The sequence below is a fragment of the Variovorax sp. GW822-FHT04A09 genome, assembly GCF_058801005.1.
Genome location: NZ_JBXAMV010000001.1, coordinates 643977 through 659952, shown reverse-complemented (window position 1 = coordinate 659952; position 15976 = coordinate 643977). Strand labels below are relative to the sequence as shown.

Here is a 15976-nt window from a genome sequence, read left to right as displayed (position 1 = left end):
CTCCGCGACTTCATCGATCGGTCCGGTCGTCGTTCACGGGGGCTGCTGCGCCCGCCGACGCGGCACCCAGCGCCGTCTCGTCGAACTTGAAACGCAGCCGGATGTACGCGCCCTTGCTCGTGTAGTCGTTGGCCGCCAGATCGCGGTCTTTCAGGCCCACGAAGTTGTAGCCCGCCGACACCCACAGGTCCTTCATGACCTGGTAGCCGACTTCGATGCCCAAGGTCTTCTGCAGGCCGCCGCCCTTGCCGCGCAGCAGGCCGGCCTGCACGCCGAGGTCCCAGCTGTCGTTGAGGTCTTGCGTGTAGCGCGCCTGCAGCAGGTGCGCCCAGTAGGTGCTGCGCAGCAGGCCGTCGTCGGCGCGCGACCACTTGGCGGCGTAGCGCCCGTTGATGACGGTGCCGGGGCGCGGGTTGTAGTTGAGGTGGGCCGAGACGATGTCGGCGCTGGTGCGCCCGGGCAGCGCTGCGCTGCCGTTGCCCGCGCCGAAGACGCTCGCGCCGTCGAGTGCGCCGGTCGAACTGCCAGTGCCGGTGACGCGCTCGGAACGGCGCTCGTAGCGCATGAGCGCGTTCCAGCTGTCGGTGTCCACCGGACGGTAGGCCAGGCCGATCTGGTGGCGCGCCAGATGGTGCGCGTTGCCGGCGTTGGCGCCCTGCCCTTCGCTGGCGCTCATCACGCTGCGCGCCAGCAGGCTCCATGACGCATCGATCTTGAAGCCGAAGCCCGCGCTGAACAGGCGCGTGTCCGCGTCGTCGCCGTGGCGGCCTTCGAGGATGCCGCTGGCCTTGATGCGCGCGTCGGTGTATTCCACGCCGCCGGTGATGGCGGTGGAGTCGCCCGTCAGGCCGCTGGCGTGGCCGGTGCCGTTGTTGCCGCTGTTGCGCACCCCGCCGATCTGGCGCGTGTGCTCGACGCCGCCGGTCAGGCGCCAGTGGTCGTCGACCCTGAAGGTGTTGCGCACGCCCATGGCGGCCTGTGCCGCGCGCCCGTCGAGGCTGTCGGCCAGGCGGTACTCGCTGTACACGCGCCCGCCCTCCATGTAGGCGCTCTCGATGCCGAGGATGCCCACGTTGTTCGACTGCCCCGCGTTCAGCTCGTACGGCCCGTAGAGGCTGGAGACCAGCTCGTAGCGGCCGTACAGGCGCGTCTTGTCGGTGGCGGCGTAGTTGCCGCCCACGGCGATCACGTGGCGGTCGGACTTGCGGATGTCCTGCTCGCCTTCGACGAACACGTTGGCCTGCGGCAGGCCCGGCACCTGCGCCGACAGGCGGGCGCGCACAGTGGTCAGGTCTTCGTCGTTGGCGTTGGCCTGGGTGCCGGCGTTGGCTGCCGCACCGAGCGCGGTGACGTTGTTGGCGGCCACGCCGCTGCCGAGGTTGCCGCTGTAGGTGGAGACCTGGCCGTAGTCGAAGCCCGAGCCGCTGCCCAGGCCCGCGCCGTTGTGGCCGTGGCGCAGGCCGAACTCGCCCACCAGCTGCTCGCCGAACTTTCTCTGCACGCTGGCGGTGATGCCGCGGCGGGTGCCTTCGCGCAGGGCGTCCTGGCCGTAAAGCAGTTCGCCGCGCAGCGCGGTGGCGGCGTCGAGCCGGTACTCGGCGCGCGCCGAGGCTTCGGTGCGCCCGGCCGAGAAGCTCGCGCCGGGGTTGTCGAAGCCGGTGCTGGTCTTGCTCGCGAGCGCGGCCACGGCCAGGTCTTCGCCCTGGTGGCGCAACTCGACGCGGGCGCCGCTGCCCTTGCCGTTGCGGTCGGAATCGGTCTGCACCCATTCGCCGGCGACGGTGGTGTGCTCACCCAGGCGCACCATGGCGGTGACGGCGCCGAGCTTGCGGCGGTTCTCGGGGTTCTCGTCGATGGCCGCGACCACGCCGACCTGCAGGTTCTTGGCCACCTTGAGCTGCACGTCGGCACCGGCCACGGTGAACTTGGGGCCGCCCGCGTCGACCTCGTAGGTCACGCGAATCGACTGCGGGTTGAGGTTCGCATCGACCGACGCGATGGCGCGCGTGAACAGCAGGCGGCGCGTAAGCGGCTCGACGGTGTAGTCGACGAAGCGCGTCACGGTCGAACGCTGCAGCACGAGGTCGGGCTGGTTGCGGTCGCGCACCACGATCTCGACCTGCTCGCTGTTCTCGACGAACTCGCCGCCCCGGGCGCCCAGGTAGTACGGGCCCGAGGTGCCGACCGCGCGGAACTCTTCCACCTGCTGGGTCTGCGCGGTGCGCGAGGCGTAGGTGGTGGTGCGCACCTCGCCGTCGTCGTAGACATGCTTGAGGCCGGTGAGCGAACGGCTGACCTGGCTCAGGCTGCGCACCTCGGTGCTGCTGGCGGTGCTGAAGTCGCCGTACAGCAGGTAGGAGCGGTTCTTGTCGATGCGCACGTAGAGCTTCTGCGTGCTCTGGGCGTCGAAGCCCTTCGCGGACGAGTCGCCGTACACGGGGTAGAACTCGTCGGGGCGGATGTCGCGGAACAGGCGGTCCTTGCGGGTCTTGTCGGAGTCGTAGGCGGCGGTGAGCAGGTACTCGCCCTTGACGGCGCCCTTGAAGAAGAAGGCAGCGCGCGCAGTCGCGCGGCGCTTGTCGTTGCCCTCGTCGGCCAGGCCGGACAGCTCGGCCTCGAAGGCCGCGCCCGCGGGCATCGCGCCCAGCGGCACCTGACCGCGCTTGGTGAAGTCGAGCACGCCTTCGACGATGCCCACGCCGATCATCGGGCGCAGCTCGGGCAGCAGCGCCAGCCGCGCCTCGGCCGTGAAGCTCGCGGCCGTCACGCGCAGGCGGGCGTCACCGGGTTCGCCGGGCGGCAGCAGGCGGAAGTCGGCCACGCCACCGTCCATGAAGACCTGGGTGCCGGGCTCGGCGGGGTTCAGGTCTTCGTCGAGCCAGCGGCCGCGGTCGGTCTCGAGCGTGAGCTGCGTGCGCGCGGTCACGGGCACGCCGGCCGCGTCGGTCAGGCGCACCTTCACGACGACGGGCGTGCGCAGGTCGGCCTGCGCCGAGGCGGGCACGTCGATGTGGATGGCGCCGAGCTTGTCGGGCGCGGTGACGCTGATCTGCTGCGCTGCGCCGCGCACGTTGCCGAACGGATCGACGGCTTCGAGCACGAGGCGGTTGACGCCGGGCCGCAGCACGATGCCGATGTATTCCCAGGCGCCGATCCGGCGGCTGGCCTGCTCGGTCTTCTTGCCGACACGGCGCTCCTCGACGCCCTGGCCGTTGACGCTCAGGCGCAGCGCCAGGCCAGCCTCGCCCTTGACGCGCACGTTGAGCGAGGTCGAGGGCAAGGTGTCGCCGTCACGCAGATCGATGAAGCCCAGGGCGTTGCTTTCGATGCGGGGCAGCAAGGCTTCGAGGTCGATGGGGCTGGGGACGGCCTGTGGCGGCGCCACTGCGGCGGTCGGCTGCGCAATACCGCGGGACACGCGCATGCCGGAGAAAAGGCTGCCCACGGGGGATGCGCCATCCGCCGCGCCGCCGCCAGTCACCGCGCCGAGCGTGCTGCCCTGGCTGCCCGACGCGCCGCCGATGAAGCTGCTGGGCGACGCCGGTGCAGTGGGCATCGCGATCAACGGTGCCGAGTTGGCCTGCGTGGTGCTGGTGCCGGTGCTGCCGCCCGCGCGCACCTCGCCGCTGGCAGGCAGCGCGCGCCGGTCGCCCACGGGGACGATCCGGCCTTCGGGGTCCAGGCGCATGCGCACCTGGGCTTCGGCCTCGGTGTCAGGCACGGCGGCGATGGCCTCGCGCCGCGCGATGACCTCGCTCATCACCGCCGGTGCGTCGCAGTTGGCGACGACGAAGTTGGCCTTGTGGAATTCGCCCTTCTTGAGATCGACGAAGCGGCTGTCAGGGCGCCCGGCATTGCGGTTGTCGAGCGCTTCGAGCCGCGCGCCGGCGGGCAGCGTGGTGGCATCGAGCCGCAGCACGTGGGTGACGGGCTTGAGGCCGTACAGGCTCCACTTGCCTTCGACGTCGGTGACGACGTGCGTGCCGTCTTCCATGTACAGGCGCACGCCGGGCACGCCGATCTCGTCGACGCCCTGCTGGCGGCCGTCGCGCCGGCAGTCCATGTAGACCTTGCCGAAGAGGAAGGCGTCGTCGGAGAACACGCCGCCGGTCACGCGCACGGTCCATTGGGCGAGGTTCGACTGCATGGGGCCGGCGTTGGCGCGGGCCCGGTTGACGGCATCGCCGTTCGTCGGTGCGCCAACACCGACGCGCACGCGGTAGCGCACCGTGGCGGACTGGTCGATGCCGAGCGCGAGGCCGGGCTGGTTGAAGACCAGCCGCGGACCGGCCCCGCCCACGGGATCGGCCGTGGCCGCGCCGTTGAGCCGCGCACTGCCGGCCACGTAGGCGAAGCCCGGCGGCAGCTGGTCGGAGAGGCTGAGGCCGGTGACGGGAAAGCCGGTCTTGTTGGTGACGACGAGCGCGTAGTCGAGGAAATCGCCGAACTCGACCTGGCGCTTGCTGCCTTCCTTGCGCAGCACGAGGCCGAGCACGTTGCCCGGGTCGAGCGGGATGTGGTTGTGCACCACGTCGCAAGCAGCGCCCGAGGGCTCGAACCCGGCCTTGAGCGAGAAATAATGCGTGATGGGCTCTGCCCCCTGCGGCGACGCAGCGTTCGGGACGATGGCGCCGCAACGGTCGAAGGTGCCGGGCGTGGCGGGGATGAGCTGCGAAGGTGCCGCGTAGGCACTGCCCGCGGGCGGCGCCACGCCCAGCGCATAGGTGCAGCGGCCGGTGACCGGCGGCGACAGGAAATAGAACTGATAGCCGCCGTCGGCGCCGGTGGTCATGGACAGGCTGCCGTCGGCGTTGGCGCGGTAGACGCCGCTGTCGCCGCCGAACACCTCGGCCAGGGCCATCGGCCGGGCGGCGCCGTCGCTGCACGACTGGCGGGTGAAGGTGACGACGGCGCCGGCCACCGGTTGGCGGGTGACGGCGTTGTAGACCACGCCCTGCGGGTCGGCCAGCATGGAGGACGCGCTGCTGGCGCTCGCGGTGACGAGCGCAGCCGACGACGCAGGGGTGGAGTTCTGCTCGAACGCGGCGGCCCAGGCCTTGTTGGTGAACGGCACGCGGGTGCCGTTGCTGGAAGGCTTGCGGGTGACGCGCACGGTGAATTCGATGTCTTCGCTCTGGCCGGGTGCCAGGGCGCGGCTGCCGTCAGTGAGGCCGAGCGCGGCCTGCATCGGTAGCTTGAAGGGATCGGCGCTGGCGGCAGCCTCGCGGTCGCAGGCGGCGCGGCCGGTGAAGCCGGATGCGATCTGCAGCACGCCGTGGCGCACCTTGGGCGCGCCGACGAGTTCCCAGGCGGCGACGAGGCCGTCGGGCTTGTCCATGTCGAAGGTGCAATCGAGGTTGTCGATCACGCGCACGTTCGGGGCCGGGGCTGCGCCGGTGTTACCGACCTTGAAGCGGTAGTCGAGTTCGTAGACGCCCTCCCCCACGCGGCGCGGCTGCGAGACGCCCTTCACGAGCGAGAGCACCGGCTGCTGCAGCTGCACCGGCGTGGGCGAGGTGTCGTTGCCGGGGTTGCCGTCGCCGTCGGCGTCGGGGTTGCTGCCGTTGACGGAGTCGTCGAAGACGGTGGGCGGGCCGCCGGCGGCGAGCGCTGCCTGTGCGCGCACGGTGTTGAGCAGCGCGCCCGCGCGACCCGACACGTGAAAGCGCACGTCGAAACGCACCGTGAACTGGCCGCCCACGGGCAGCACCGCGCCGGGCGCGAGCAGGTCCTGCGCGGAGGCCGTGCCGTTGAACGCGGCGTTGACAGCCGCCACCGTGCCCGCCACGCCATTGCCCGGACTGCCGACGATGGCCAGGGTTGCGGGCACCACGGCGTACTGGCGCGCGCCCGGCACCGCAGCGGTCGTGCGGGTGCCGAACTGCGTGGCGCCCTGCCCTTCGAGCACGTCGGCCAGTTGCACGCCGTGCAACGCGGCCGTGCCGTAGTTGCGCACGTGGACGTCGAAGGTGACAGTGGCTGTGCTGTCGGGTTGGCCGTCCGCGCCGCGGTGCATGCGCGGCGTGGAGGCCGCCTTGGCGACGCCGATGCGGCCCTGGCCTTGCGGCGCCGCCGCCGCGATCACCACCGTGTTCGACGGTGATGCGGCGGGCGCGACGCCGTCGTTGTAATGGCCGTGCGCGGTGTTGCGGATGTCGCCGGTGTGATCGGCCTTGACCTGCACCGCGAACTGCATGGCGATGGAGGCGTTGCGCGCAAGCGCGGTGGGCACGCCGATGGCGACTTCGATCGCCGCGCCGTCTTCGGCGGTGCGGTAGCTGAAGTCGGGGTCGCCGGGCATGCGGAACAGGCGCACCGCGCCGGCCGCCGTGCTCTGCAGGCTGCCAGGCAGGTAGCGCGTGCCGGTGGGCACGAGGTCGCGCAGCAGCAGCAGGCTGCGCGGACTGCCGTTGACCAGCACCTGCGTGCCGGTGGGCGCGGCCGCGCCGCCGGGCTGCGCGTCGCGCGCGCCGGTGTTGGTGCCCGAGATGCTGAAGTCGATGCGCGTGCTGCCGGGCACGACGGCCCCCGCATGGCTGGCCGACTTGACCAGCGCGAGCACGGCGACGCTGCCCACGTCGACCGTGTCGCGATTGCTCGCGCTCGCGCCCTGCAGGGCGGTGGTCGCGCTCAGCACCACGCAGGCGCTGCCGCTGGCCGCGGCGGGAATGGTGCCCTGCACCAGCAGTTCGGCCGTCTGGCCCGGCTCCAGCGCGAGCGTGCCGGCCGCACCGGGCAGCAGCACCAGATCGGAGGCGTCGACGACGCCGTTGTGGTTGGCGTCGCGTGCCACGCGCAACGCCGACAGGTCGAGCCCGTCGGCCGGACACCCCGCGCCGTCGTTGACGAGCCCCAGGGTGTAGCGCGAAGCCACGTTGCCGGTGTTGGTGAGCAGATGGCTCAGCGTGACGACGGTTCCGGGCGGGCGGTTCACGCGCTGGTCCTGCGTGAGCGACAGCGCCTCCACGGGCAGCACGCTGGCGGTCACGGCATTGGAGATGGCCGTCTCGCTGCGGTCGAGGCCGGCAGGGACGTAGGTGCCCGTCGCGATGCTGCGGATCACGACGCCGCCGGGCGCGGGCGCCGCCTGCGCGATCGGTGCGAAGAACATGGCGAGTGCCACTGCGGTGGCGAGTGCGAGGCCGAAGGCTGCCATCGCGCTGCGCGCGAGCGCCCCGCAGCCCCACCACCGAGGCACGCCGGCACGCAAAGAAGAAAGAAGAAGTGGCACGCGGTGAACCTTCCCTGGCACCTCCCGCTGCGGGAGACACGTCAAACAGTCGAAGAACTCTTTCCTCTGCCGCCTCGAAGGCCGGCAAGGCACGGCTTGCATACAGCGATGTGCGCGAAAGCGGCAGGGGAAACAGGCGAGGCGCCGGGGCGAACCCGGGCCTCGCGGGAAACAGCCGACGGCCCTGGCGGGACCGTCGGCGGCGCCGATGTCAGATCAGGGGTTGATCTGCACGGCGAAGGTCAGCGTGACCTTTCCACCCGGGGCCACGGTGTTGGCCGCGCTGCCGCAGCTCACCGCGGTGGCGGTCGATGCAAAGGCCGGCGGCGTCGTACCGCCAATGCCCGGGGCTTCACACTGCAATGCAGGCTGCTTCGCGCTCAGGACGGTGTATGCCGGCAGTGCGTCGTTGATGGCGATGTTGGTCACCGGCACGACGCCTTCGTTGGTGGCAACGACCTGGTAGACGATGCACTGGCCCGGCTTCAGCTGCAGCGACGTTGCCGCAAACCCCGGGACATCAGCCACGCCGTCGCAGTTCGCGTCGGGCGCCTGCGTCTTGAGGACGCGGATCTGGCCGGTGATCACGGCCGTGATGTCGGTGGCCGAAGGCGTACCGCAGTTGGGGGCCGGGTCGGTGAAGGTGGCCGTCACCGTCGTGGTGTTGCTGACACCCGCGCTCACGCCACCCGGCGCGAACACGCGCACCAGCAGCTTCTGCTCTGCACGGGCCGGCAGGCTTGCCAGCGGACCGTTCACCGGCGTGTCGCCAGCGTCGATCTGTCCGTCGCCGTTGACGTCGAGGTAGACCGCGGTGGTCCAGCCTTGCGCCTCATCTGCCGCAGGCACCTTGGCTGTCAGCGTGTACGCGCCGCAGCTCTGGGCGCCGATGTTGGTCAGCGTGTGGGCATACACCACGGTGCCGCCGGGTGCGACCTGGCCGTTGTTGTTCGGCGTGAGCGAAGCGCCCAGCTGAAGGGCCGTCGAGGTCACCGTCACGGCGTCGGTCTTGACGTCGGACGCGATGCCGCCGGTCGAGGCCACCGCAGTGGATTGCACCTTGAAGTAGATCTTCACTGCAGTGACTGCGGCTTGCGAGGAAGGCGGCGTGACGCACGCTTCGACCGCCTGCTGCCCCCCGGCGATGACCGCGAGGTTCGAGATGGCCGGCGATGCACAGGTGCCGCCAAACGCCACGAACTTGACCGTCCAGCCTGCCGGCAGCGCGCCCGGGAAACCGGTCGTCTGGCTGGCGGCAAGGTTGTAGGTCGCGTCGATCACGTCATGGTTCTTCACCCACAGCGTGAAGACCGTGCCGGTGCCGGCACCCGTGTCGTGGACCTGCGTCGGCAACGGGCTGGGGCCCGCCCCGAGGTCACCATTGGCGACGCCGCCGGTGCCTGTACCAAGCTTCGTGTTGGTCAGGTCGACCAGGGTCTCGATCACGCGCTCGAGGCGGTCTTCGGTCGCATCGATCTTCGTGTTGTCGTTCACGGAGCGACCGAGCACGGTGGCCACGTAGGCGCCGCCCACCGTGCCCGGTGGCAGTTGCACCTGCGTCACGATGTTGAGGCTCACGCCGGCCGGAATCGGGCCTGTGTCGGGAACGCCGTCGCCGTTCGTGTCCAGCAGCGGTGCGCCGCTGTCGGCCGCGAAGAACTGGAAGCTCGTGCCGGCCGGGAAGGTGCTGGCGGAGATCGACAGGTTCACGGCATCCGAGGCGCCGCCCGTGTTGAACACGGTTTGCGGGAAACGGACACTGCCGCCCGCGACAGCCAGCGTCTTCGTGGTCAGGTCCTGGCCGGCGGGGTTCGGCGTGCCGGGTGTCGCGTCGAGTGCCGTTGCAGCCGTGGACGGGTTGGAACCCACCACGATGCCGAAACGCGCCAGGACGGTGTAGGCCGCCGGATTGGTGGTCGAGCCGACGGTGCCAATGGCCACCGCGGTGATCGCCGGAGGGGCATTGGCATCCGCGTTCGCGGGGTTGTAGCGGGCCACGTTGGTGGTGGTGGACGTGCCGACCGCCGCGGTGCTGTTCACCAGCACCACGAAGCTCAGCGTCTGCGTCACGTTCGGACTCAGCGAAGCCACCACGGCATTCAGCGTGTTGCCGGTCACCTGGAAGTCGATGCCCGACGGATCGCCGGCCGCACCGTCACCCAGCGCCGTGCCCGACGCACCGCTCCACACTGCCGAACCCGTGACGTAGGTCAACCCTGCAGGCAACACGTCGGACAGCGCGAACTTGCCCGGTGCGCCGCCCGTGTTGTTGAACGTGAGGGTGTAGACCGAGTACTGGCAGTTCGCGTTCGACGCGAGACCGGCTGTCCAGCTCGTGGCCGTGCAGGCGGTGGAAGAGCGCGGCCCGCTGGTCGGCGCGGTCGGCCAGACGCCGTTGCCCGGTGCCGCGACCGACGGAGCGCCAATCGACTTGGTGACGTTGAACACCGCATCGGTGGCCAGCTTGACCTCGTCCTTGTCGGCCGCCGAGGTGTTCGGCGCGATGTACAGCCCCGGGGTGCCCGGGGTGGCGGTGATCGTCGCCGCATCGAAGTTGCCGGTGCCGCTGGCCGAGCCCGGGATCGTGTAGGCCACGACGAAGCGGAACGCACCGTTGTTGCCGGGCACGCTCTGCGCCGGGGTCACCGTGCAGACGTCCGTGCCAGCTGCCGAGCAGAGCGCCGTCGTGCTGTCGGGCAGCCCGTTGCCGTCGGCATCGGCGAAGACCTCGACGCGCGAGAACTTGCCCGCATCGGCCTTGACCGTGAGGGCGAAGGTGTCGACGCCATTGCCGGTGTTGGTCAGCACGTGAGGCGCATAGACCGTGGCGCCGGCCGCGCCGGACTTGGTGTTGACGATGGTCGTCGTGACCTGGTTGACGCTGTCGAGCGTGAACGAGCCCACCTGGAGAACGGTGGTCTGCACCAGGTTGGAGGTCGCGACCTGGGTCGTCCCGGCGGCGTCCGAATAGCTGGCGGACGCCTGGTTGCCGATGACGGTGTTGGCGGGCGGCGACGCGGCAAATGCAGCCGGGCTTCCGAAAAGGAAGCCCAGCGTCAACGCTGCGGCGCCTGCCCAGGGCGCGCACGGCTTGCAGCCGCTGGCGCGTTGGGTTGGCTGGGTGGGAATCACGTAGTTTTCTCCTCTGTTGTCGATGAACGGGAACACGAAAGAACCTGGCGGATACGTTTCGACGGGCGAGCGCGTACCTGCCGACTGGCACTCAGAAACAAGAGATCGATGGAAAAGGCGGGCGCCCTCGTCTCGCGCAGCGCGCGAGGGGCGGCGCGGCCTTTACTTGCCGCGCGGGGGCGGCGTGGCGGGCGTGGGGGGCGCTGCCGTTGGCGGCGCGACGGTTTCAACCTTGGCGCGCGCGCTCACGGCGAGGCTGCCGTTGGCGGGCAACTGGCCCAGGCTCCAGCGCAGCATGCGGTACTCGCTGTAGGGAACGGGTTCGGTCTTGCCGCCGGGCAGTTTGCGAACGAGCGGCTCGGGCTCGAAGACGGCGGTCTTGGTGGCGGCTTTCACGAGGCTGGCACCTGGCTTGGCGCTGCGCGGCAGGTATTCCAGCCCCTCGGGGATCGGCAGATCGGCCACGAGGCCCTTGACCGGTTTGCCCGTGTTGTTGGTGTAGGTGGCCTTGTATTCGATGACGTCACCCGGCTTGATGGTGGCCGCGTCCTGGAACTGTTCATTGCCGTCGGGCCCCTTGACCACCTTCGACTGGGCGAGGACGACGGTCACGGCCTGGGTCGCGGCAGGTGCGCGCGACGCCTCCAGCGAAGCGGCGGGTTGCGCGAACGCGACGGTCGCGGCGCCTGCGGCAAGCAGGACCAGGCCTGCGCGGATCAGCGGGTGGACCGCCCCTGCGCGGCCTCGCGACGACGACAAGAACAAGTCCCATGTGGATGCTGTCATTCAAACCCCAATTAACAATATTTGAAATTCACGCGCAAAATTTGCAATCAACTTCTTATTGCAAACAAATGACCAACATTGCTTGCAATTGAAGGCAATCGGCCACTTAGATTTTTGCGTACTGAATTCTTATGTCTCGGGGCTTTTATGGCAATCAAACAAAAGAACAGAGGATGCGCAAATGAGACATATTGAACAAACAAAATGCATCCACCATTTCGTTCGACCTGAAGCCCCCTCAATTGAAGCTTTCAAGCTTCTGGGAGAATCAAAACAATTGAGATCGAATGACAACAACCGCAGCCTCAGGCGTCCTCCCTATTCATGAAATAATATTTTCAACAAATTCAAGCTCATAGAATTAATTTGAAATCGCTCATTCGATGCGGTACAAAAAATTATTCATTGATGAATTACAGAGAAATCCCGGTGGTCATGAAAATATCGAACTCGCAAAGAATCCGGTAAATATGAGCGCTTGCCCACCCTTTTCCCATCACTCATTCACGTCGTCTCGAATCACAGGTTCTTGATTTCAATTCAGGCGTTCTACTGATTGAATCCAGAGATTCCACGGCAATTCCTCGCTGCGCCCGTAGGGCCATAATTGGCCAATCTGGCCAGAATCCCCTACACTCGCGCCCCATGGCTCTCCTCTCGCCCCGTCGATACCCTGCGCGCGCAGCCCTGCCCATGGCAGCGGCCGGTCGTCGTGTGGGCGCCGTCGTCGCGGCGGCCACGTCGGTCCTCCGACGCACGTCCGCACATTCCTGAGCCCGGCGGTCCGCTACCTTCTTCTTGATGCGCACACCTTGACCGCCGGGCACCACACCGCGCGGTAGCGACCCTGTCTGTTGGAAAGGCGGGTTGCGTTCATCTGGAGTGCTTCATGCTTTCAACCGTTCACGGGGAGCGCACGCTCACCGAACTCGATTACGTCCGTCTCAGCAAATTCGCGGACACGCCGCTTCCTCCGGCCCTTGTCGATCTGCTCGACACGGCCGACATCCTTCCGTCACGGGAAATGCCCTCGGACATCGTGACGATGTACACCCAGGTGGAAATCGAAGACCTGCCCGCCGGACAGCGGCAGAAGATCGTGATCTGCTATCCCGCCGATGCGAACCCGACCACGGGCTTCATCTCGGTGTTCTCGCCCGTCGGCATCGGCCTGCTGGGCCAGAAGACCGGCGCGGTCGCGCGCTGGAAGACGCCCGGCGGCGGCGAACACAGCGCGCGCGTGATCGCCGTGCTGTTCCAGCCGGAAGCCAGCGGCGACTACACGACCTGAAAGTGCGCCGGTTCAGGCCGGAGGCCGGCGCCCCACCGGCCGGTCAGTGCTGCAGCACGCCGGCGACGCCGGGGCCCCTGCTCTTCGCACTGTCGATGGTCGCGCTGACGGAACTCGTGTTGACCGCCAGCGCCACCAGCACCGCCCCCACGAACGACGGATCGGCGCTGCCGCTGTAACCCGACGCCCCGGCAATGGCCAGGGCCTGCGCGACCTGTTGCGTCGTCAGTTCGACGGCGGCTTCTCCCACGATATTCCTCTTCTTTGTGGCCATCTGAAAACTCCTGCGAATGGAGTTCGGACTGTAACCAAGCCCCCGACAAGCGCCACAAATGTTCCTGACCGTGTGACTTTCGACACTGGCCCGCGCATCGGGCGGCCCGTATCGTCGCGCGGGCGCGGCGCCCGCCGGTGGGGCGGACGCCACATTGTTTTCATTTGATGGACAGGGACATGCCTTTTTCCAAACTCTCTCTCGCCAGCGCACTCGCGGGCCTGCTCGCACTTTCCGGTTGCCAGACCATGGACATGCAGATGGGCGCTCCGGCGGCCAAGACCACGGCCACGGGCAGCGCCGCCGGCGGCGCCACCTCGGGCGAGAGCAGCCAGCTCGAGCGCTGCGACTCGCCGCTCGGCACCGTCTCGCTGATCGAGAACGTCAATGCCGGCTGGTACACCATCCTCACCGGTGAATACCGCCTGCCGCCCACGGCCAACCTGCTGCGCCTGCTGGTGCAGCAGTCGAACTGCTTCGTGGTGGTGGAGCGCGGCGCGGCCGGCATGAACGCCATGACGCGCGAACGCGCGCTGATGCAATCGGGCGAGATGCGCGGCGGCAGCAACTTCGGCCGCGGCCAGATGGTGGCCTCCGACTACGGCCTGTCGCCCGAGATCGTGTTCAGCAACAACGACGCCGGCGGCATCGGCGGTGCGCTCGGCGGCCTCGTGGGCGGCGGCCGTGGCCGCGCCATCGCGGCCGTGGGCGCCAGCCTGCAGACCAAGGAAGCCAGCGCGCTGCTGACGCTCATCGACAACCGCTCGGGCGTGCAGGTGGCTGCGGCCGAAGGCAGCGCCTCCAAGACCGACTTCGCGGGCTTCGGCGGCCTCGGTGGCCGCGGCGGTGCCGGCGGCATCGGCGGCTACACCAACACCGCGCAGGGCAAGGTGATCGCGGCGGCCTTCATGGACGCCTTCAACCAGATGGTCCGTTCGCTGCGCAACTACAAGGCGCAGACGGTGCGCGGCCAGGGCCTGGGCGGCGGTGGCCGGCTGGGCGTGGACGGCGGCGCCGCCCCGTCGCAGACCTCGGCGCCGGGCGCCGCCCGCCCGCGCCGCAAGTAAGCGCGGCCGTCCATCGTCTTCGAAGTGACCCGGGCCGAATGCCGGCCGGGTTCACAATTCATCCCTCTGGAGGTGAAACACGATGGATGGTTTGGAAGAGTCGGCGGAAGCAGCCAAGGGCAAGCTCGTTTATCCCTTTGCGGAACTTCCGCCACGCGGCAAGTCGATCGAGGTCGCCGACGGGGTCCACTGGATCCGCATGCCGCTGCCCTATTCGCTCGACCACATCAACCTGTGGGCGCTGGACGACGGCGACGGCTGGGCCGTGGTGGACACCGGCGTGCGCACCGAGGAAACCGTGGCGGTCTGGCGCGAGCTGTTCGCCAATTCGCCCGACACGCGCGGCCTCACCCGCGTCTTCGTGACGCACATGCACCCCGACCACGTCGGCATGGCCGGCTGGCTCACGCGCAAGTTCGGCGTGCGGCTGTGGATGACCCGCTCCGAATACCTCATGTGCCGCGTGATGGTGTCCGACACCGGCCGCGAAGCGCCCGACGACGCCATCGCCTTCTACCGCCGCGCCGGCTGGGGCGAGGCGGCCATCGAAACCTACCGCACGCGCTTCGGCAACTTCGGCAAGCACATCCACCCGCTGCCCGACAGCTTCCGGCGCCTGCGCGATGGCGAGGTGTTGCGCATCGGCGCGCACGACTGGCGCGTCGTCACCGGCAACGGCCACTCGCCCGAGCATGCGTGCCTGTACTGCCCCGACCTGAAGGTGCTGATCTCGGGCGACCAGATCCTGCCGCGCATCTCGTCCAACGTGTCGGTCTCGCCCGTCGAACCCGATGCCGACCCGATGGCCGACTGGCTCGCGTCGCTCGCCAAGCTCAAGCGCGAAGTGCCCGACGACGTGCTGGTGCTGCCCTCGCACAACGAGTGCTTCCGCGGCCTGCATGCGCGCATCGATCGGCTGCAGCACGGGCAGGAGCGCTCGCTCGACCGCTTGCGCAACGCCTTGAAGACGCCGAAGCGCGCGGTCGATGTGTTCACGAGCCTGTTCGCGCGCAGCATTGCCGAATCCGACGTGCCGCTGCTGGGCATGGCGACCGGCGAAAGCCTCGCCTGCCTCAACTACCTGCGCCACCGCGGCGAGATCGCGTGCGACATCGCCGACGACGGGGTGGCCTGGTACCGGCTGACCTCCGCCGCCTGAGCGCCGGTCAGACCTCGAGCACGACCTTGCCGATGTGCCCGGCGCGCTCGAGGTAGCGGTGGGCCTGCACCACGTCGTCGAGCGCGAAGCTCCGGTCGATGCGCACGTGCAGCGTGCCATCGGCAAGCCCCGCATCGATGAAGGCCAGCGCGCGCCCCAATGCAGCCTCGTCGCGCGGCAACCCCATGGTGGCGGCCCCCGTGTGCTCCAGCACCTTGTAGACGTGGAAGCGCCAGCTCTTGCGGAACTGCGCAATCACCGGAAACCTGAATTCGGCGCCACCCGACAAGCCATACAGCACATACCAGCCGCCGTGCGCGACCACGTCGCCGAGCCGCTCGACCTGCGCGCCGCCCACGCCGTCGTACACCAGGTCGACGCCGCGGCCCTCGGTGAGCGTCAGCACGCGCTCAAGCACGTCTTCTTCGTCCGTCACGACCACATGCGTCGCGCCCGCTTTCCGCAGCGCGTCGCGCTTGGCGGCCGTGCGCGTGACCGCGATGGCGACGATGCCCGCCACGCGCGCCATCTGCAGCGCCGCGATGCCGGTGCCCGATGACGCCCCGGTGACGAGCATGACCTGGCCGCGCTGCAGCCGCGCCATCTCGAACATCGGGAAGTAGCCCGTGAGGTAGGCCATGTAGGCGCCCGCAGCCTGCGCGGCCGACAGGTTGGCGGGATACCGCACCACGTGCGCGGCCGGAAAGAGGATGCGGTCGCCGTAGGTCGGATACAGCCCCTGGCTCGCCCCCGGCAGCACGGCAACCCTGTCGCCCACGCCCAGTCCTTCGACGCCCTCGCCCACCGCGTCGACGACGCCGGCGGCTTCGTTGCCCAGCCCCGCCGGCAGCGTCGCGTCTTCGATGTACAGGTTCTCGCGCCACAACGCGTCGGCCCGGTTCAGGCCAATGGCCTGCACCGCGATGCGCACTTCGCCAACGCCCGGCGCCGGCACCGCGACCTCTTCAACCTTCAGCACCTCGGCACCGCCGAATGCGTGGAAACGAACCATCCTGCTCATGACAACTCTCCTTCT

Annotated in this window: 8 protein-coding genes; 3 read left to right on the top strand and 5 right to left on the bottom strand. The window is 69.0% G+C overall.

Annotated features, from left to right (window positions below):
- Positions 1 to 10 precede the first annotated feature (10 nt).
- The 3 genes from AC1RLW_RS02855 to AC1RLW_RS02845 all read right to left on the bottom strand — a co-directional run bounded on the left by AC1RLW_RS02855 (position 11) and on the right by AC1RLW_RS02845 (position 11149).
- A complete protein-coding gene (locus tag AC1RLW_RS02855; RefSeq protein WP_493192160.1) occupies positions 11 to 7231 on the bottom strand; it encodes a hypothetical protein in 7221 nt (2406 codons plus the stop codon).
- Between the two features lie 216 nt (positions 7232 to 7447).
- A complete protein-coding gene (locus tag AC1RLW_RS02850) occupies positions 7448 to 10363 on the bottom strand; it encodes a beta strand repeat-containing protein (RefSeq protein WP_493192159.1) in 2916 nt (971 codons plus the stop codon).
- 162 nt (positions 10364 to 10525) lie between these two features.
- On the bottom strand, positions 10526 to 11149 hold the full coding sequence (locus tag AC1RLW_RS02845; RefSeq protein WP_493192158.1) for a hypothetical protein: 624 nt from the start codon (positions 11147 to 11149) through the stop codon (positions 10526 to 10528).
- An 889-nt stretch (positions 11150 to 12038) separates the two neighbouring features.
- On the opposite strand from AC1RLW_RS02845, the gene AC1RLW_RS02840 reads away from it, so the two are divergent.
- Positions 12039 to 12440: a GreA/GreB family elongation factor gene (locus AC1RLW_RS02840; RefSeq protein WP_062472433.1), complete on the top strand. Its 402-nt coding sequence runs from the start codon at positions 12039 to 12041 to the stop codon at positions 12438 to 12440.
- A gap of 43 nt (positions 12441 to 12483) precedes the next feature.
- Here AC1RLW_RS02840 and AC1RLW_RS02835 read toward each other — a convergent pair whose 3' ends face one another.
- Positions 12484 to 12714, bottom strand: coding sequence for a hypothetical protein (locus AC1RLW_RS02835; RefSeq protein ID WP_062472430.1), 231 nt, complete (start codon positions 12712 to 12714; stop codon positions 12484 to 12486).
- Between the two features lie 179 nt (positions 12715 to 12893).
- Between AC1RLW_RS02835 and AC1RLW_RS02830 the strand changes: the two genes are divergently transcribed.
- A complete protein-coding gene (locus AC1RLW_RS02830) occupies positions 12894 to 13781 on the top strand; it encodes a CsgG/HfaB family protein (protein ID WP_095950180.1) in 888 nt (295 codons plus the stop codon).
- An 82-nt stretch (positions 13782 to 13863) separates the two neighbouring features.
- Complete coding sequence (locus AC1RLW_RS02825) at positions 13864 to 14940, top strand: MBL fold metallo-hydrolase (RefSeq protein WP_095745508.1); 1077 nt, start codon at positions 13864 to 13866, stop codon at positions 14938 to 14940.
- Between the two features lie 7 nt (positions 14941 to 14947).
- Here the strand turns inward: AC1RLW_RS02825 and AC1RLW_RS02820 are convergent, their stop codons facing one another.
- Positions 14948 to 15961 (bottom strand): zinc-dependent alcohol dehydrogenase family protein, encoded by a 1014-nt coding sequence (locus AC1RLW_RS02820; RefSeq protein WP_493192157.1) that lies wholly within the window; start codon positions 15959 to 15961, stop codon positions 14948 to 14950.
- Positions 15962 to 15976: the final 15 nt, after the last annotated feature.

Bases quoted from the DNA above. Each gene is read 5' to 3' on its own strand.
- AC1RLW_RS02820 (WP_493192157.1), bottom strand. From the start codon at position 15,961: ATGAGCAGGATGGTTCGTTTCCACGCATTCGGCGGTGCCGAGGTGCTG.
- AC1RLW_RS02845 (WP_493192158.1), bottom strand. From the start codon at position 11,149: ATGACAGCATCCACATGGGACTTGTTCTTGTCGTCGTCGCGAGGCCGC.
- AC1RLW_RS02835 (WP_062472430.1), bottom strand. From the start codon at position 12,714: ATGGCCACAAAGAAGAGGAATATCGTGGGAGAAGCCGCCGTCGAACTG.
- AC1RLW_RS02830 (WP_095950180.1), top strand. From the start codon at position 12,894: ATGCCTTTTTCCAAACTCTCTCTCGCCAGCGCACTCGCGGGCCTGCTC.
- AC1RLW_RS02825 (WP_095745508.1), top strand. From the start codon at position 13,864: ATGGATGGTTTGGAAGAGTCGGCGGAAGCAGCCAAGGGCAAGCTCGTT.
- AC1RLW_RS02840 (WP_062472433.1), top strand. From the start codon at position 12,039: ATGCTTTCAACCGTTCACGGGGAGCGCACGCTCACCGAACTCGATTAC.